Here is a 17,573-nt window from a genome sequence, read left to right on the forward strand (position 1 = left end):
CGGCCACTGGCCACCGGGGTTTTCCTGAGCGCTTGCCGAGAGGCGTTTCGGCTTACAGATGATCGACGCCGGAAATTTCATACTCCACTTCACCACCCGGAGTACGAACGACGACTATCTCGCCTTCTTCCTTGCCAATCAGAGCACGGGCAATGGGCGAAGTGACAGAGATACGGCTCTGCTTGATGTCAGCCTCATCCTCACCCACGATGCGATACGTTACTTCCTCGTCCGTATCGAGGTTGAGCAGCTCCACCGTGACACCAAAAATCACCTTGCCCGTCTTGGGCAGCTTGGTGACATCAATGACCTGGGCATTGGACAGCTTGCCTTCGATCTCCTGGATCCGGCCCTCGATAAAGCCCTGCTGCTCGCGAGCGGCATGATATTCGGCGTTCTCCTTGAGATCGCCATGCTCGCGGGCCTCGGCGATGGCAGCAATCACCTGCGGGCGCTCCACGCTCTTGAGCTGTTCAAGCTCACTGCGCAAACGTTGCTCACCGGTGACGGTCATCGGGACCTTGTTCATGAATTCGCTCCTGCATGCAGTTCTTGTAGCCGCCGCACGGTAATGGCATTGCCATATTCGAGCGCCATGCAAACAGCACTAGCCCCTGCCAGGGTTGTGGCATAGGGAACCTTGTGAGCAAGTGCAGTGCGGCGGATCACCGAGGAATCATTGATGGCCTGACGGCCCTCGGTGGTATTGACGATATAGGCAATCTCGTCGTTCTTGATGGAATCGACGATATGTGGCCGGCCTTCATAAACCTTGTTAACAACCTCGACAGCAATGCCAGCCGCTTCCAGAGCAGCAGCGGTGCCACGGGTCGCACAGAGTGTGAAGCCCAATGTTAACAGAGAACGGGCCACATCGATAATCCCTTCTTTATCCGGCTCGCGCACAGACAGGAAAGCCTTGCGCTCGCCCGTCAGAGGCGGAATCGCCTCGCCAGCACCAAGCTGGGCCTTGTAGAAGGCCTCGGCAAAGGTCTCACCAGAACCCATGACCTCACCGGTAGACTTCATCTCCGGAGACAGTATCGGGTCAACGCCCGGGAATTTGACGAACGGGAACACCGCCTCCTTGACGCTATGGAAGTGCGGCACGATCTCACGCTCGAAGCCCTGCTCGGCCAGCGTCTTGCCCGCCATACAGCGAGCGGCCACCTGCGCCAGGGAGGTTCCAATACACTTGGACACGAACGGCACGGTCCGCGAGGCACGAGGATTGACCTCGATGATGTAGATCTCGCCATCCTGCCAGGCCAGCTGCACGTTCATCAGGCCCTTGACACCCAACTCGACGGCCATGCGCCTGACCTGCTCGCGCATCTCATCCTGAACATCCTGAGGCAGCGAGTATGGTGGCAACGCACAGGCGGAGTCGCCAGAGTGCACACCAGCCTGCTCGATATGCTGCATGACACCGCCGATGACCACCTGCTCACCATCGGACACCGCATCGATATCGATCTCGATGGCAGCATTGAGGAAGTGATCCAGCAGCACCGGGGAGTCATTGGAAACCTTGACCGCATGGGTCATGTAGTTTTCCAGCTCAGAGGCGTCGTAGACGATCTCCATGGCACGCCCGCCCAGTACGTAGCTGGGACGCACGACCAGCGGATAGCCAATGCCTTCGGCCTTGACCAAGGCTTCCTCGAAGCTGCGTGCAGTCGCATTGGGCGGCTGCTTGAGACCCAGCTTATCGATCATCTGCTGGAAACGCTCACGATCTTCAGCACGATCGATCGCATCCGGCGTGGTACCGATGATCGGAACACCGGCCGCCTCAAGCTCCCGCGCCAGCTTCAGCGGAGTCTGGCCGCCGAACTGAACGATGACACCCGCAGGCTTTTCCTTGTCGGCAATCTCGAGCACATCTTCCAGGGTCACAGGCTCGAAATACAGACGATCGGAAGTATCGTAGTCAGTGGACACGGTCTCCGGGTTGCAGTTGACCATGATGGTCTCATAGCCATCATCGCGCATGGCGAAGGCTGCATGGACACAACAGTAGTCGAATTCGATGCCTTGGCCGATACGGTTCGGGCCACCACCCAGCACCATGATCTTCTGGCGATCAGAGACCTCTGCCTCGCACTCCTCTTCGTAAGTGGAGTACATGTAGGCCGTATCCGACGCAAATTCCGCAGCACAGGTATCGACACGCTTGTAAGCCGGGCGGATGCCTGCAGCCTGGCGCGTCTTGCGGAACTCCTTCTCGGAAACTCCCAGCAACCTGGCCAGGCGGGCATCGCTGAAGCCTTTGCGCTTGAGACGGAAGATCTCCTGGGCGCCGAGGTCGGACAGCGAGCGCTCAGCTACCTGCTGCTCCGTCTTGACCAGATCTTCGAGCTGGACCAGGAACCAGGGGTCGATGTTGGTCAGCCCAAAGATCTCCTCCAGGCTCATGCCGGAGCGCATGGCATCGGCAATGAAGAAGATGCGATCGGCACCGGCGGCCTGCAGCTCGCCCTTGATCAAGGCCATGTTGTCATCACTGAACTCGGTGACGATGGGGTCGAGACCATCATTACCGGTCTCCATGCCACGCAGTGCCTTCTGCAAGGATTCCTGGAAGGTACGGCCAATGGCCATCACCTCACCCACAGACTTCATCTGAGTCGTCAGGCGATCATTGGCCTGCGGAAACTTCTCGAAGGTGAAGCGCGGAATTTTGGTGACGACATAGTCGATGGACGGCTCGAAGGACGCCGGGGTCTGACCACCGGTGATGTCGTTCTGCAGTTCATCCAGGGTGTAACCCACTGCCAGCTTGGCAGCGATCTTGGCGATCGGGAAACCGGTCGCCTTGGATGCCAAGGCTGAAGAACGGGATACCCGAGGATTCATCTCGATGACCACCATGCGGCCAGTCTGCGGATCAACACCGAACTGAACGTTGGAGCCGCCGGTCTCGACACCGATCTCGCGCAACACCGCCAGAGAGGCGTCGCGCATGATCTGGTATTCCTTGTCGGTCAGCGTCTGGGCCGGCGCCACAGTGATCGAGTCACCAGTGTGCACACCCATCGGGTCGAAGTTCTCGATCGCACACACGATGATGCAGTTGTCGTTCTTGTCACGAACGACCTCCATCTCGTATTCCTTCCATCCCAGCAGGGACTCGTCGATCAACAATTCGTGGGTCGGAGAGAGCTCAAATCCGCGGTGGCAGATTTCCTTGAACTCATCCTTGTTGTAAGCCACGCCACCACCGGACCCACCCATGGTGAAGGACGGACGAATGATCACCGGAAAGCCCAGTTCACCCTGGATTTCCCAGGCCTCTTCCATGCTGTGGGCAACCTTGGCCCGCGGGCATTCCAGGCCGATATTCTTCATCGCCTGATCGAAGCGGTTACGGTCCTCAGCCTTGTCGATGGCATCGGCATTGGCACCGATCATCGCCACACCATACTTCTCGAGCACACCGTGACGATCCAGGTCGAGTGCGCAGTTCAACGCGGTCTGGCCACCCATGGTCGGCAGAATGGCGTCCGGGCGCTCGACCTCGATGATCTTCTCCACCGTCTGCCAGGTGATCGGCTCAATGTAGGTAGCATCGGCCATGACCGGGTCGGTCATGATGGTGGCCGGGTTGGAGTTGACCAGGATGACGCGATAACCCTCTTCACGCAGCGCCTTGCAGGCCTGGGCTCCGGAATAGTCGAACTCGCAAGCCTGGCCGATGACGATGGGACCTGCGCCGATGATGAGGATGCTGCTGATGTCTGTACGCTTGGGCATGGTGCTTCCCGCTAGAAATTTGGTCTATGAGCTGATGACGACTGCAATACCTTTCACACAAGCCTCAGCGGCGTGCGCGCATCATCTCGATAAAGCGATCAAACAGGGGCGCCACGTCACGAGGACCTGGGCTCGCTTCCGGATGTCCCTGGAAGCTGAAGGCTGGTTTGTCAGTGCGCTCGATACCCTGCAAGGTGCCGTCGAACAGTGAACGATGAGTCGCGCGCAGAGTGTCCGGCAATGTCGCCTCATCAGCAGCGAAACCATGGTTCTGACTGGTGATCATTACATGCCCGGTATCGAGATCCTGCACCGGGTGGTTGGCTCCATGGTGGCCATGCCCCATCTTCACAGTGGTAGCGCCGCTGGCCAGGGCCAGCAACTGGTGCCCAAGACAGATGCCAAAGATCGGCGTTTCGGTCTCGAGCAGCTCCTGGATGGCCTTGATGGCGTAATCACAGGGCTCGGGGTCGCCAGGTCCATTGGACAGGAAAATTCCATCCGGATTCAGCGCCATCACCTCGGCAGACGGTGTCTGGGCAGGCACCACGGTCAAACGGCAGCCACGACTGGCCAGCATGCGCAGGATATTGAACTTGACGCCATAGTCGTAGGCCACCACATGGAAAGGACGCTCTTCCTTGGTGGTATCGGCATAGCCTTCACCCAGAGCCCATTCACCTTCCGTCCACTCATAGCCTTCCGTGCATGACACCACCTTGGCCAGATCCATGCCCTTCAACCCCGGGAAGGCACGCGCGGCTTCCAGTGCGCGGGCTTCTGCATCCGCTCCTTCCGCTTCTGCGCCCGCCAGGATGGCACCGTTCTGAGCGCCCTTGTCGCGCAGAATGCGGGTCAGGCGACGAGTATCAATATCGGCGATACCGATGACGTTGTGGCTGGAGAGGTAGTCGGACAGGCTCTGGGTGGAGCGAAAGTTACTGGCAACAAGAGGAAGATCACGGATAACGAGGCCGGCTGCCGCGATGCTGGAGGATTCAACATCCTCTGGGTTGATGCCGGTATTGCCAATATGAGGATAGGTAAGCGTAACGATCTGACGAGAATAAGAAGGGTCGGTGAGAATTTCCTGGTAGCCGGTCATGGCCGTATTGAACACCACTTCACCACTGGTCTGCCCATCAGCGCCAATGGCCGTGCCGTGGAATACGCTGCCATCTTCCAAGGCCAAAATCGCGGGTTTGTTCAACGCTACGTCCTCCCAAAGAAACTCGTCAAGGTGCCTGTTCGCTCAACCACTGGCGCGCAAAGGCGCCGCCCTTCGCTACCATTAAAAGTAGCCCGGACCATCGTTTGAAGTGTGGTTCTTGGGAATCACCACGATAACTCCGCCTGGTGGCATGAAATCCTTCGCACACGTAGACGCTTATCGCGGCGTTTCCCTAAAAAAGCGGGACGAAACCCGGTACATGACCGGTTTCATCCCGCTTGTTGTCATTCGCTCGGAATGCTGTGCCGGAGCCATCGCCGCCCCCTTGGGGGAAGGCAATGCTGAGCGAGGAATACCAAGCGCCCGGCCAAAATTTTTGCAATGCTACAGTATCTTCAGCGTTTTTTCTACAGGCATGATGCCAATAATAGATCTGGAAGACCTGACAAGCTCGACACACCACCCCGCTCAAGATGTCTCATGAAACATGTCTCATGAAACATGGACGCCTTACAGGCCCAGCACATCGGACATGGTGTAGTTGCCACTGCCCTGCCCGCACACCCAGCGAGCTGCACGCACAGCGCCCTTGGCAAAGGTCATGCGACTGGATGCCTTGTGAGTGATCTCGATCCGCTCACCTTCGGTGGCAAACATCACCGTATGCTCACCCACGATATCGCCTGCCCGCACTGTGGCAAAGCCGATTTCCTTCGGGTCCCGAGGGCCGCACTGGCCAACTCGTTCAAAGACACCATGCTCCTTGAGATTGCGCCCCAGCGCCTCTGCCACCACTTCCCCCATCTTCAGCGCCGTTCCGGATGGCGCATCCACCTTGTGGCGATGGTGAGCCTCGACCACTTCGATGTCGTAACCTTCGTCACCCAGGGCCTTGGCCGCCGTCTCAAGCAATTTCAGTGTCAGGTTGACCCCCACGCTCATGTTGGGCGCAAAGACCATCGGCAGGCGTTCGGCATAACCTTGTAACTCGGCCAGTTCCGCATCACTCAGGCCAGTGGTACCAATGACGATGGCCTTGCCGTGTTCGGCACAGAAGGCCAGGTTGGCCAGCGTTACCTTGGGCGCAGTGAAGTCGATAAGCACATCGAAATCATCCACTATCGCTGCCAGGGAATCCGCAGCAGCCACACCCTGACGCCCAATGCCTGCAAGCTCTCCCAAGTCAGCCCCTGCCAGGGAACTTCCCGGAGACACCGTGCCCCCGGCAAGGACCGCTCCATCATCCTGGACAACCGCATTGACCAGGTTGCGACCCATGCGGCCGGCAACACCAGCAATGGCGATACGAGGGGCATTGGCAGTCATTCGGCAAAATCCTCAAAATCAGTGACACAGAAGGAAGCCCGCCATCTGGAAAACTCATCTGCAGAGCTCATGTTCATGTGAAGAACTCATGTACATGTGGAAAGCTCACGTAAAGAACAGCAGGCTTCCAAAGGAAGCGCTGAACAAATCGGCGAGCATGCTCAAAAGCTATGTTCGTTCCCGACGAACAATCGCACTTCCCACATCCATGTGGGTCGCAAGGCGCCCGGAACACAGACCCGTAGCGAAGCGGAGAGAACATCCAAAGGATGGTCAACCGGAGCCTATGGGTATAGGTGAGGATTCCGACCGGGCTGGCGTACCAGCACCGCGTAACGCAGTGATTGAACAGCACAGGCATTTATGCAGTGTTTCCCAAATAATGCGGGTGAAATACGATCGCAGTATAACAACCCGACAGGCAGGCGTCTGTGTTACCCAAGGAAGGAATTCAACATGGCGGCAACCTCCCGGTTCACCACACCCCCAGCATGGCCAGGCTGCCTACGAAGCCTGATCATGGCCTACAGCCCTGCGATACTGCTATGGACGCTGGCAGGCTGCTCTCAACAGGTACAACCCTCGACCCTGGCAGGTGCCAATGCCATCAGAGGCGCAGAGCCAGAAGCCACTGGCATTGAGATGTGCGGCACCCTGAAACTGCCCGGACACTGGCCCGGCACCGATCTTCCACTTGGAGGGTTGTCTGCTGCCGGCTGGGACAATGATGAGCAAGTCCTGTATCTGGTCTCGGACCGGGGACGCCTGCATGCTACCCGCCCAGTATTCGACGACGACACGCTGATCGACCTGAACATGGTAGACAGTGCGCTGCTCCTGGACGGCAATGGCGACCCCCTTCGCGGCAAGGACGTCGATGCGGAATCCCTGGTCGTCCTGCACGCCAATGACGACATACCTGGCAACAGCGAACTCCTTATCGGTTTTGAACAGGACCACCGCCTGCAGTCCTTCATGCCCAATGGCCAACCTGTCGGCGATCCTTTACGACCACAGGGTGCTCAAGGCGCCGACGCCAATGCCGCCATGGAAGCCCTGACAGAAATACCCGGACTGGGCATCATTGCCGGACTCGAGTCTCCTCCAGAGGGTACCGATGACAAGGTCACGCGGTTGTTCACCATTGACGACCAGCAGCAGTGGCACTATCCACTAACCAGTGCCGTCGGCAGCGCACTCACGGACATGGCGCCCATACCGACCAGGACCGGAGAGCCGCCCGCCGCGCTGATGCTGGAGCGCGCCTATGCACCACCTCATCCACTGGTAATCAGTCTGAGCAAGGCCGAACTGCTGACCCCGCCCGACATTCGCGTGACACGCATCACCAGCCTGTCCAGCAGTGAAGGCTGGCGCCTGGACAACATGGAAGGCCTCGCCGCCCTGCCCGACTCACGCTTCCTGATGGTCAGCGACGACAACTTCAGCATCCTGCAGCGTAGCCTGGTCACCTGCTTCCGCCTTGCCGGGTCTTAAGAACAGGTCTTATGAATAGGCCTTAAGAGCAGGCCTTATAAGCAGGCTCTAGAAATCCACATTACTTGGCACAGGCAATTTTCGAACGCGACCGGACGTCACGCTGCAGCAGCAGGACGATGGCAATGACAACCAGCGTGCTGCCCGGCAGCCATACCAGCGAAATACGCTCAGGCTCTGCCCAGAACAACAGCAGCATGGAAACGAAAGGCACCAGATAACCGTATGCCGTGACCGCAGCAGGCGTCAGGATTGCGGTGGCTCGCTGTTGCAGCCAGAAGGTAACACCACTGGAAAACAGGCCAAGATAGACGACCAGGGCCAGATCCCCCCAGGTCATGCGTGTCAGCGCCACAGGCGAATTGAACACCAACCCCAGCATGCCGATGAGTGCGCCACCAAGAACCAGGCTCCACAGGGTTCTTACGCCAGCATGTGGCGATACCCAGCTCCGAAGCAACCCATACTTGGATAGTACCGGATACAACGCCGAAGCGATGCAGCCGACAAAAAAGACCGCCTCTCCCACACCAAACTGTATCTGCGTGACATCGCCGCCAGCCTGCGCCCAAGCCAGGGCCATTGCTCCCAAGGCCCCTAACGTCAGCAACGCCAGCAGAGCGCGAGCCGGGTGCTCGACCCCGAGCCAACGACCCAGCACATAAGCCAACAACGGCACGCTGACAAACAGCGTCGACATGGATAAGGCTGTAACACGATGAGCCACCCAGAACATGGCGCCGAAGAAACCGGCCAGACATAACCCCATCAAGGCATAGAGAACCAGGCCCGAACGCGTTGGTACAACGCCTGGGGCACGCAGCACCAGGGGCAACACTGCCATTGCGGCAATGGCAAAGCGTAGGGATGTGAGCAGCAAAGGCGGCAAACCTTCCGTCAGCAACCCTACTGCTGGAAAGGAAAATCCGACCAGCAACGCCCACAGCAGCATGCCCAGATGGGCGCTCCATACGCTGGAAGATGGTGATGCCATGACGCCGCTCCCGTTGTCTGCCTGTCCAGAATAGCAACCTCAGGATAACTGCGATGGCTTTTCACGCCCCTTCGAGGACGCTCTACAGAGTCACTGACTCAAGTGCACAGCGTCATTGCCAATGGATGCTGAGCTCTTCCTTGCCTGCCATTCGCTCCAGGTGGCTGGCCACCACACCTTTCAGGAGCTCGAGGCGCTCATCGTCATCAGCCTGCAAGTCGACTTGCAGGACATTTTCACCGGCATTCATCAGGCATAGACCGCCATCGAACACGATCTTGCCTTGTTCAGCATCCACTTCCAGCTTGTGCGCCCAGTGCTTGCACAGCCGGTTGATCAGACGCTGACCGGATTCAGTACTGACTCGGGCAACAGATTGACTAGACATATCATTACTCCACAAACACAAATGACAATGATACGCATATCTTATATGCTGCCGCCCTTCCCAATGCGCAACATGGCGTTCGTCAGTACGGTCCCAATGAACGTCATGCGCCAAGCGACCAAGATCTCCAATATGCGCCTAATACCAAGCATCGTATCCTTGATCCCTGCTTTTTGCCTGAGCGGCATGGCTTTGGCTGAGCAGACCACCATCACCGATGTCGCAGGCCGGCAGGTAAGCATTGATGTGCCCGTGGAACGCGCCATTCTTGGTGAAGGGCGGCAAATCTACCTTTTGGGCGCTCTCCAGCCCGAAGCCCCCTTTGACCACGTCGTGGGATGGCGTGAAGACTTCTCTCAGGCAGACCCGGACAACTACGCCCGCTATGCCGAGAAGTTTCCCGAGCTCAAGGAACTGCCAACCTTCGGTGGCTTCAAGGACGGCACCTTTGACGTCGAGCAGGCGGCAGCCCTGCAACCTGATGTCATTCTGATGAATCTGGAAGCCCGCGCAGCCACGGAAGATGCCGGCTACGATGCCAAGCTGGCCGAACTGGACATTCCCATCGTCTATGTCGATTTTCGTGAAGACCCCATTGCCCATACCACCCCCTCGATGCGTCTGATGGGCCAGTTATTTGGCAAGCAGGAAGCCGCCGAGGAATTCATTGCCTTCTCTGAAGCACAGATGGCCAGGGTCACCGATGTCATCAACGCCCACGACCCGGAACGTCCCAAGGTTTTCATCGACCGTGCAGGGGGTTACTCCGATGACTGCTGCATGAGCTTTGGCCCTGGCAACTTCGGCGACTATGTCGAGCTGGCCGGTGGCAGCAATATCGCTCGCGACATCATCCCTTCGACCTTCGGCACCCTGAATCCCGAGCAGATCATCTCCTCCAACCCTCAACAGGTGGTAGTGACCGGCGGGAGCTGGGACGCCTATGTTCCGGGAGGCAACTGGGTGGGCGTAGGGCCAGGAGCGGACCCTGTCGAGGCTCGCCGCAAACTGGAGGCTCTTACCGAGCGCACGGCCATGACCGGCATCGATGCCGTGAAGGATGGCAATGTGCATGCCATCTGGCACCAGTTCTACAACAGCCCCTACTATTTCGTGGCTGTTCAACAACTGGCACGCTGGTTCCACCCAGAACTGTTTGCCGACCTCGATCCGGACGCCACCATGCAAGAACTGCATGATCGCTTCCTCCCTGTCGATTACGAACCTGGTTATTGGGTGTCACTGGATGACTGAAAGCAGCCCCTCAACCTCGACGCTCACCAGGGAGCGAGATTTCTACCGCGCCCTGGTATGGCGTCGCCAGCTGATACTCGCGGGGCTGTTGATAGCTCTGGTCTTCAGCCTCTGTGTCGACTTGGCCCTGGGCCCGGCGCGCTACAGCCTTGGCGAAGTGTTTACCGCTCTGCTGGCTCCGGACTCGGTAAGTGATCAGGTACGGGTCGTATTGTGGGAAATCCGCATGCCGGTGGCACTGATGGCTCTGGTCGTGGGAGCCAGTCTTTCCATCGCTGGCGCGCAGATGCAGACCATCCTCAGCAACCCTCTGGCCAGCCCTTTTACCCTGGGTATCTCCGCAGGCGCCGGCTTCGGCGCTGCCCTGGGACTGGCCTTTGGTGTCGCGTTAGTGCCTGCTGCCATCGATTACGTGATCCCGCTAAATGCCTTTCTGATGGCCATGCTGACTTCCTTCCTGATCCATGCTCTGAGCATGCGGCGTGGCGTCACCATCGAGACCATCATATTGCTGGGCATCGCCATGGTGTTCATCTTCAACTCGCTGATGGCCCTGATCCAGTTCTTTGCCAGTCAACAGGCTGTCGCGGCTGTAGTGTTCTGGACCATGGGTAGCCTGACCAAGGCTACCTGGCCAAAGTTGTGGATGTCACTCGCCGTACTCTGCGTGGTCGTCCCGCTGCTGGCAAGGCATGGCTGGGCACTGACTGCCATGCGCCTGGGGGATAGCAAGGCCGAGAGCCTTGGCGTCAAGCCTCGTGCCTTGCGGCTCGAAGTTCTGGTATTGGTATCACTACTGGCCGCGATAGCGGTTGCCTTTGTCGGCACCATCGGCTTCATCGGGCTGGTTGGCCCACATATCGCTCGCATGCTGGTCGGCGAGGATCAGCGTTTCTTCCTGCCTGGTTCAGCACTATGTGGCGCGCTGATTCTATCGATCGGCTCTGTCCTGTCGAAGGTGATTCTCCCCGGCACCGTCATTCCCATCGGTATCATCACCTCGCTGGTAGGCATCCCTTTCTTCCTGTTCCTCATCCTCGGGCGCAAGAAAGCATCATGGTAACGCTCAGACTCCATCAGGTCGGCGCCAGTTATGGCCGCAAGCAGATACTTTCAGGGATCACCACCCCGACACTGAAGGGCGGCCAGGTAGTGGCTCTGCTGGGTCCCAATGCGGCCGGAAAATCGACGCTGTTCCGGCGCATTCTCGGGCTGCTCAAGGGTGATGGAAAGGTGGAAATATCCGGCACGACCTCCCATCGCCCGGTGGCGTACATGCCCCAGGACACTGGTGTCAGTGCAGTCCTGACAGTCTACGAAAGCGTCCTGCTGGCCCGTATGCAGGGCCGCAGCCTGAAAGTGCAGCAGGATGACCTCGATGCCGTTGAACAAGCCCTGCGTGAGCTTGGCATTCTTGCGCTAAGTCAGCGTGATATCGGCGACCTCAGCGGCGGTCAACGGCAGATGGTCGGCGCAGCCCAGGCACTGGTACAGGACCCCGAGATCCTGCTGCTGGATGAGCCCACTTCGGCTCTGGACCTGCATCGCCAGATCGATTTGCTATCGATCCTGCAACGCTTGGCCCAGGAGCGCCAAATGCTGATCATCGTCGCTATTCACGACCTTGGCCACGCTCTACGCTTCACTGATCAGGCTCTGGTCATTGCCAATGGCAACTTCGTTGCTTGCGGACCTACGACACAGGTTGTCACCACCGAGATGCTGCGTGATGTCTACCAGGTCATTGCTCGTATCGAGAGCTGCTCGCGAGGGCAGCCACAGCTTATTGTCGAGTCGGCCGTCTGAAACGACGCCCTTCAAGGGCGGCAAGCACTGCACCAGCAACAATCAGGGGCAATGCCAACACAAAACCCGTTGACAGGGGCAGGCCAAACAGCAGCAGATCAACCAGCACAGGCCAGATCAACGCAATGTACTCAAACGGGGCCAGTCGAGAAGCCTCGGCAAAGCGTAATGCCAGCGTCATGGCGATATGGGCAGCCCCACCAAACAACCCCGCCAATACCAGCAGCAGCAGTTGCTCGGTCGTCACGGAAGGCCAGCCCAAAGGTAACGTCGCCAGGCCGGCAAGAGCCGAGGTCAACACGAAGTAAAAAGCAATGGCGCCTGCCGTTTCGGTACGCGAAATACGCCGCACGGTCAGCAAAGCACCCGCAGTGAGTACTGCCGACACCACCCCCAGTACATAGCCGGACGCCTGGCCAGTACCATCACCAAGGCCAGGCAGCACCAGCACCAGCACACCCGTCAACGCCAGCCCCAAGGCAGCAACACGGTGCAGGCTCAGCCGCTCACCCAGCAGGACCACGCCGCCCAGGGCCATGATGACCGGGCTCAACTGAGCCAACAGTGTCGTCTCTGCCACCGGCAACCTGGCCACGGCCGCAAAGGAGGCAAACATGGCTGCCGCCCCCAGGCCAGAACGCAGCACATGCCCCAACGGTCGACGCGTCGCCAGACCCGCAGGAAACTCCTTGCGCCAGGCAAGGAAAACCACAATCGGTATCAGGGCGAACAGTGAGCGAAAGAACACGATCTGCCCCAGCGGGACAGTGTCACTAAGCAGCTTCACGCAGACCAGCATGCCAGTGAACAGCATGCCCGACAGCACTCGGAGCATGATGCCCAGACCGGCACGATCCATAGCATCTGTCACGGGACCATTCCTTGGTGGGTATTAGGAAAACAGGCTGGCCACCGCTGCCCCAGAGCCTCGTTTATCCCTCACGGATAAACGAAGCTCTGGAATAACAACGATGGCCAGGAGGAGGCATGCCATCCAGGCGTCGAAGACGCTTTCAGAGCATCCTTAAGACTTCATGTCCTCGAAGAACTTCTTCACGCCATCAAAGAAGCTCGATTTCTTCGGTGAGTGCTGGTTATTGCTATCGCCCAGGCTGTCCTGGAACTGGCGCAACAGGTCCTTCTGCTCTTCACTGAGCTTGACCGGGGTCTCCACCACTACACGGCACAACAGGTCACCCGCGGGGCCACCACGAACCGGTTTAACGCCCTTGCCACGCAAGCGGAACAGCTTGCCTGTCTGGGTCTCGGGCGGAATCTTGAGCTTGACCCGGCCATCCAGAGTCGGCACTTCCAGCTCTCCACCCAGGGCAGCATCAACGAAGTTGATCGGCACTTCACACTGCAGGTGGCGCCCATCCCGTTCGAAGATATGGTGGGGCTTGATGGCAACCTGAACATAGAGATCACCGGGCGGACCACCGTTGACACCCATCTCGCCTTCGCCATTGAGGCGAATACGATCACCGGTATCCACACCAGCCGGAATCTTCACCGACAGGGTGCGGGTTTCACGCACGCGGCCATCACCATGACACTTGTGGCACGGCACCTTGATGTGCTGACCAGAACCATGACAGGTCGGACAGGTCTGCTGCACGGCAAAAAAGCCCTGCTGCATGCGCACCTGGCCATGCCCCTGACAGGTCGGACAGGTCTCCTTGGTGGATCCCGGTTCGGCACCACTGCCATCACAACGGTCACATTCGATATGGCGCGGCACACGAATGTCGACACTGGCACCCGCCACGGCGCTTTCCAGGTCCAGCTCCAGGTTGTAGCGCAGGTCGCTGCCACGCTGGGGAGCATTCGGATTGCGCCGACCACCTCCACCACCGAAGATATCGCCGAATACATCGCCGAAGATGTCACTGAAACCACCAGCGCCTGCGCCGCCAAAGCCTCCCGCCCCCTGGCCATCCACACCGGCATGACCGAACTGGTCATAAGCCGCACGTTTCTGGCTGTCCGTCAGGACTTCATAGGCTTCAGAGACTTCGCGAAACTTTTCCGCCGCACTCTCATCGCCATTGTTGCGATCAGGGTGATATTTCTGTGCAAGACGGCGATAGGCCTTCTTGATGTCTTTAGTATCGGCACTGCGCTCGACGCCCAGCACCTCGTAGTAATCTCGCTTTGACATTAGTCGTCTCGCTTGGGAAACGCTGATTTATTGCTGCGTTGATTCATTGCTACGTTCGCGACATAAATCGGCAGTTCCCCTGGACAAGGGGGCTGTCCGCCTCCGTCACGACTCTCAGGAACACCAACGCGGGAGTCAGGCCCCCGCGCTGGTGTCATCCGAGATTCCGATGTCGTGGTTTACTGCTTTTTCTGGTCGTCATTGACTTCTTCGTACTCAGCGTCGACCACGTCATCTTCCTTCTTGGCGTTGGCACCAGCTTCCTCGGCACCCTCGGCCTGCTGAGCGGCTTCCGCCTGCTCTGCATACAGCTTCTGGGCCACCGCGCCGGATGCCTCGGTCAGAGCATTGAGCTTGGCCTCGATAGCATCCTTGTCATCCCCCTTGAGGGCTTCTTCAAGCTCGCTGATGGCGCTCTCGACAGACTGCTTCTCTTCGTCGCTGATCTTGTCAGCGGCGTCTTCCAGCGTCTTGCGGGAAGCATGGATCATGCCATCGGCCTGGTTGCGCAGCTGTACCAGCTCCTCGAACTTCTTGTCCTCGTCAGCATGCGCTTCGGCATCACGCACCATCTGATCGATCTCATCATCGGACAGGCCGCTGGAGGCCTTGATGACGATGGACTGCTCCTTGCCGGTAGCCTTGTCCTTGGCGGACACATTGAGGATACCGTTGGCATCCAGATCGAAAGCCACTTCGATCTGCGGCACACCACGTGGTGCCGGCGGAATGTCGGAGAGATCGAAACGACCCAGCGACTTGTTACCGCTGGACTGCTTGCGCTCACCCTGCAACACATGGATGGTCACGGCAGTCTGGTTGTCGTCGGCAGTAGAGAACACCTGAGTCTTCTTGGTCGGAATGGTGGTGTTCTTCTCGATCAGCGGCGTCATCACGCCACCCAGAGTTTCGATACCCAGGGTCAGCGGCGTCACGTCGAGCAGCAGCACGTCCTTGACGTCGCCACCCAGTACACCACCCTGGATAGCCGCACCCACGGCCACGGCTTCGTCCGGGTTGACGTCCTTGCGTGCTTCCTTGCCGAAGAACTCGGCGGCCTTGGCCTGCACCATCGGCATACGGGTCTGACCACCCACCAGGATCACATCATCGATCTCGGAGGCGGAAAGTCCAGCATCAGCCAGTGCGGTCTTGCACGGGTTCAGTGAACGCGCGACCAGGTCTTCGACCAGAGACTCGAGCTTGGCACGAGTGACCTTGACATTCAGGTGCTTCGGGCCAGTGTTGTCAGCCGTGATGTACGGCAGGTTGACATCGGTCTGCTGAGCGCTGGACAGCTCGATCTTGGCCTTCTCTGCAGCTTCCTTCAGGCGCTGCATGGCCAGATTGTCGCCGGACAGATCGATACCACTGTCGGCCTTGAACTGGTCAACCAGATAGTTGATCAGCTTGAGGTCGAAGTCCTCACCACCGAGGAAGGTGTCACCGTTGGTCGCCAGCACCTCGAACTGAGTCTCGCCGTCGACGTCGGCCACTTCGATGATGGAGATATCGAAGGTACCACCACCCAGGTCATACACCGCGATGGTCTTGTCTCCACGAGACTTGTCCATGCCGTAGGCCAGGGCAGCCGCGGTCGGCTCGTTGATGATGCGCTTGACCTCGAGACCGGCAATACGACCGGCATCCTTGGTCGCCTGACGCTGGCTGTCGTTGAAGTAGGCCGGCACGGTGATGACCGCTTCAGTGACCTTCTCGCCGAGATAGTCTTCGGCGGTCTTCTTCATTTTCTTCAGCACTTCGGCACTGACCTGAGGCGGAGCCAGCTTCTTGCCCTTGACCTCAACCCAGGCGTCACCGTTGTCGGCTTCGGCGATGGCATAAGGCACCATCTTGATGTCCTTCTGGACGACATCGTCCTTGAAGCGACGGCCGATCAGGCGCTTGATGGCGTAAAGGGTGTTCTCCGGATTCGTCACTGCCTGGCGCTTGGCCGCCTGTCCGACAAGTGTTTCTCCGTCGTCGGTGTAGGCAATGATGGAAGGCGTGGTACGTCCGCCTTCGGCGTTCTCGATTACCTTCGCGCTGTCGCCGTCGAGCACAGCCACACAGGAGTTGGTGGTACCAAGGTCAATACCGATGATGCGTCCCATAGGAAATCCTCGAATTCAATGTCTTGCGAATCTGATGTCTTAAGTTGATGACTTAAGCGACTGTCTTGAAACAGGGGCCCTGATACTTGAAACAGGAGCCCGGGCCTTGGAGAAACGCTGTCCAGTCATTTATTCGTAAATGCCGATCTGCCGTTTCTCTATTTAGCGTTACCGACTATTTGGGGACCATTGTCGACGCTTTCAAGGCCCCGATACGTCTTTTATCGACGCATCCATAAACCTCACTTGCATTGATCAGCCGGCTGTCTGGCTGACCACGACCATCGCCGGACGCACCAGGCGCCCATTGAGCACATAACCCTTTTGCATCACATCGATCACCGTGTTGGGATCGACCGCAGGGTTCGGCACCATCGCCATGGCTTCGTGCAACTGAGGATCAAAAGGCTCGCCCTGTGGCTCCAGCACTTCGACGCCGAACTTGCCCAGCACATCAAGCTGCATCTTCAGCGTCATCGAAACGCCTTCACGATGGACCTCTGCGGCGTCCGACCCCATGGACTCCAGTGCTTTCTCCAGACTGTCGACGACCGGCAGCATTTCCTTGATGAACTTCTCCAGGGCGAACTTGCGGGCCTTTTCGGCTTCAGCCTCTGCACGGCGACGCACATTCTGGGCCTCCGCAGCAGTGCGCAGCAATTGATCCTTGGCTTCGGCCAGGTCCTGTTCTAACTCTTCCACGCGAGTGGCCATCAGCATTTCGGGATCTTCCACGATACCTTCATCCTCAACCAGGGCTTCATGACCAGCTTCCTGCTCAGCCACTACCTCCTCGCCCTGTGTCGCAGGAGTGTCTTCACCCTCTACCTCGGCGGCCTGGGTCGAGTTGGCGAGCTCTTCTTCCTGCTGGGTATGGGGATCTTTGGCCATCTGAGCCTCCTGAAAAACGACATATGGCGGCAAACAAGCACCGCTTTCCAAACTGGGTCGATGGTTCGACCGATGGTTGAGGAGGGATATGGGGATGCCTGCTGCAATCTCAAGCCCTTTAGCCATGAAAGCGAGCGAGAAAAATATCGACGTGTGTTGAGTCACCGGCCGGACTACTGTATAAACAGCCATGATAGTGGATGAATACACAGTAT

14 protein-coding genes are annotated in these 17,573 nt (G+C 58.4%); 4 read left to right on the forward strand and 10 right to left on the reverse strand.

Translation table 11 applies throughout. The features are described from left to right. Window positions 1–52: 52 nt before the first annotated feature. The 4 genes from greA to dapB all read right to left on the reverse strand — a co-directional run bounded on the left by greA (window position 53) and on the right by dapB (window position 6,253). Entirely contained in the window at window positions 53–529 is a 477-nt protein-coding gene (gene greA, locus E4T21_RS19080; RefSeq protein WP_149286540.1) for a transcription elongation factor GreA, read from the reverse strand. Then, the gene (carB, locus tag E4T21_RS19085) at window positions 526–3,756 is read right to left on the reverse strand and encodes a carbamoyl-phosphate synthase large subunit (RefSeq protein WP_149286541.1); all 3,231 of its coding nucleotides are present in this window, start codon (window positions 3,754–3,756) and stop codon (window positions 526–528) included. The genes greA and carB overlap by 4 nt, the downstream gene beginning before the upstream one ends. Window positions 3,757–3,820: 64 nt before the next feature. Next, on the reverse strand, window positions 3,821–4,966 hold the full coding sequence (carA, locus tag E4T21_RS19090; protein ID WP_149286542.1) for a glutamine-hydrolyzing carbamoyl-phosphate synthase small subunit: 1,146 nt from the start codon (window positions 4,964–4,966) through the stop codon (window positions 3,821–3,823). Between the two features lie 471 nt (window positions 4,967–5,437). After that, a complete protein-coding gene (gene dapB, locus E4T21_RS19095; protein ID WP_149286543.1) occupies window positions 5,438–6,253 on the reverse strand; it encodes a 4-hydroxy-tetrahydrodipicolinate reductase in 816 nt (271 codons plus the stop codon). A 519-nt stretch (window positions 6,254–6,772) separates the two neighbouring features. Between dapB and E4T21_RS19100 the strand changes: the two genes are divergently transcribed. After that, window positions 6,773–7,750 (forward strand): esterase-like activity of phytase family protein, encoded by a 978-nt coding sequence (locus E4T21_RS19100; protein ID WP_187775044.1) that lies wholly within the window; start codon window positions 6,773–6,775, stop codon window positions 7,748–7,750. 61 nt (window positions 7,751–7,811) lie between these two features. On the opposite strand, the gene E4T21_RS19105 is transcribed toward E4T21_RS19100, so the two are convergent. Together E4T21_RS19105 and E4T21_RS19110 are read right to left on the reverse strand one after the other, a co-directional pair. After that, window positions 7,812–8,744: a DMT family transporter gene (locus tag E4T21_RS19105; RefSeq protein ID WP_205423420.1), complete on the reverse strand. Its 933-nt coding sequence runs from the start codon at window positions 8,742–8,744 to the stop codon at window positions 7,812–7,814. A 112-nt stretch (window positions 8,745–8,856) separates the two neighbouring features. Further along, window positions 8,857–9,132, reverse strand: coding sequence for a DUF2218 domain-containing protein (locus tag E4T21_RS19110; RefSeq protein ID WP_149286545.1), 276 nt, complete (start codon window positions 9,130–9,132; stop codon window positions 8,857–8,859). 186 nt (window positions 9,133–9,318) lie between these two features. Between E4T21_RS19110 and E4T21_RS19115 the strand changes: the two genes are divergently transcribed. The 3 genes from E4T21_RS19115 to E4T21_RS19125 are packed head-to-tail and all read left to right on the forward strand — an operon-like array spanning window position 9,319 to window position 12,192. Beyond that, complete coding sequence (locus E4T21_RS19115; RefSeq protein ID WP_240349220.1) at window positions 9,319–10,386, forward strand: ABC transporter substrate-binding protein; 1,068 nt, start codon at window positions 9,319–9,321, stop codon at window positions 10,384–10,386. After that, the gene (locus E4T21_RS19120) at window positions 10,379–11,449 is read left to right on the forward strand and encodes a FecCD family ABC transporter permease (protein WP_149286546.1); all 1,071 of its coding nucleotides are present in this window, start codon (window positions 10,379–10,381) and stop codon (window positions 11,447–11,449) included. Before E4T21_RS19115 ends, E4T21_RS19120 begins: the two co-directional genes overlap by 8 nt. Further along, window positions 11,443–12,192 carry an ABC transporter ATP-binding protein gene (locus E4T21_RS19125; RefSeq protein WP_149286547.1) on the forward strand — a complete coding sequence of 250 codons (750 nt, stop codon included), beginning with the start codon at window positions 11,443–11,445 and terminating at the stop codon, window positions 12,190–12,192. Before E4T21_RS19120 ends, E4T21_RS19125 begins: the two co-directional genes overlap by 7 nt. On the opposite strand, the gene E4T21_RS19130 is transcribed toward E4T21_RS19125, so the two are convergent. The 4 genes from E4T21_RS19130 to grpE all read right to left on the reverse strand — a co-directional run bounded on the left by E4T21_RS19130 (window position 12,170) and on the right by grpE (window position 17,358). Then, a complete protein-coding gene (locus E4T21_RS19130; protein ID WP_149287328.1) occupies window positions 12,170–13,051 on the reverse strand; it encodes a DMT family transporter in 882 nt (293 codons plus the stop codon). The genes E4T21_RS19125 and E4T21_RS19130 overlap by 23 nt on opposite strands. Window positions 13,052–13,216: 165 nt before the next feature. Continuing rightward, window positions 13,217–14,353 carry a molecular chaperone DnaJ gene (dnaJ, locus tag E4T21_RS19135; RefSeq protein WP_149286548.1) on the reverse strand — a complete coding sequence of 379 codons (1,137 nt, stop codon included), beginning with the start codon at window positions 14,351–14,353 and terminating at the stop codon, window positions 13,217–13,219. A gap of 179 nt (window positions 14,354–14,532) precedes the next feature. Further along, window positions 14,533–16,467, reverse strand: a complete 1,935-nt coding sequence (gene dnaK, locus E4T21_RS19140; RefSeq protein ID WP_149286549.1) for a molecular chaperone DnaK — start codon at window positions 16,465–16,467, stop codon at window positions 14,533–14,535. Window positions 16,468–16,722: 255 nt separating this feature from the next. Next, on the reverse strand, window positions 16,723–17,358 hold the full coding sequence (grpE, locus tag E4T21_RS19145; RefSeq protein WP_149286550.1) for a nucleotide exchange factor GrpE: 636 nt from the start codon (window positions 17,356–17,358) through the stop codon (window positions 16,723–16,725). Window positions 17,359–17,573: the final 215 nt, after the last annotated feature.

This window comes from Halomonas binhaiensis, from assembly GCF_008329985.2.
GTDB classification, from domain to species: Bacteria; Pseudomonadota; Gammaproteobacteria; order Pseudomonadales; family Halomonadaceae; genus Halomonas; species Halomonas binhaiensis.

Coding starts and splice junctions, on each gene's coding strand:
- greA (WP_149286540.1), bottom strand. CDS start 529: ATGAACAAGGTCCCGATGACCGTCACCGGTGAGCAACGTTTGCGCAGT.
- carB (WP_149286541.1), bottom strand. CDS start 3,756: ATGCCCAAGCGTACAGACATCAGCAGCATCCTCATCATCGGCGCAGGT.
- dapB (WP_149286543.1), bottom strand. CDS start 6,253: ATGACTGCCAATGCCCCTCGTATCGCCATTGCTGGTGTTGCCGGCCGC.
- E4T21_RS19100 (WP_187775044.1), top strand. CDS start 6,773: ATGGCCTACAGCCCTGCGATACTGCTATGGACGCTGGCAGGCTGCTCT.
- E4T21_RS19105 (WP_205423420.1), bottom strand. CDS start 8,744: ATGGCATCACCATCTTCCAGCGTATGGAGCGCCCATCTGGGCATGCTG.
- E4T21_RS19110 (WP_149286545.1), bottom strand. CDS start 9,132: ATGTCTAGTCAATCTGTTGCCCGAGTCAGTACTGAATCCGGTCAGCGT.
- E4T21_RS19115 (WP_240349220.1), top strand. CDS start 9,319: ATGGCTTTGGCTGAGCAGACCACCATCACCGATGTCGCAGGCCGGCAG.
- E4T21_RS19120 (WP_149286546.1), top strand. CDS start 10,379: ATGACTGAAAGCAGCCCCTCAACCTCGACGCTCACCAGGGAGCGAGAT.
- E4T21_RS19125 (WP_149286547.1), top strand. CDS start 11,443: ATGGTAACGCTCAGACTCCATCAGGTCGGCGCCAGTTATGGCCGCAAG.
- E4T21_RS19130 (WP_149287328.1), bottom strand. CDS start 13,051: ATGGATCGTGCCGGTCTGGGCATCATGCTCCGAGTGCTGTCGGGCATG.
- dnaJ (WP_149286548.1), bottom strand. CDS start 14,353: ATGTCAAAGCGAGATTACTACGAGGTGCTGGGCGTCGAGCGCAGTGCC.
- dnaK (WP_149286549.1), bottom strand. CDS start 16,467: ATGGGACGCATCATCGGTATTGACCTTGGTACCACCAACTCCTGTGTG.
- grpE (WP_149286550.1), bottom strand. CDS start 17,358: ATGGCCAAAGATCCCCATACCCAGCAGGAAGAAGAGCTCGCCAACTCG.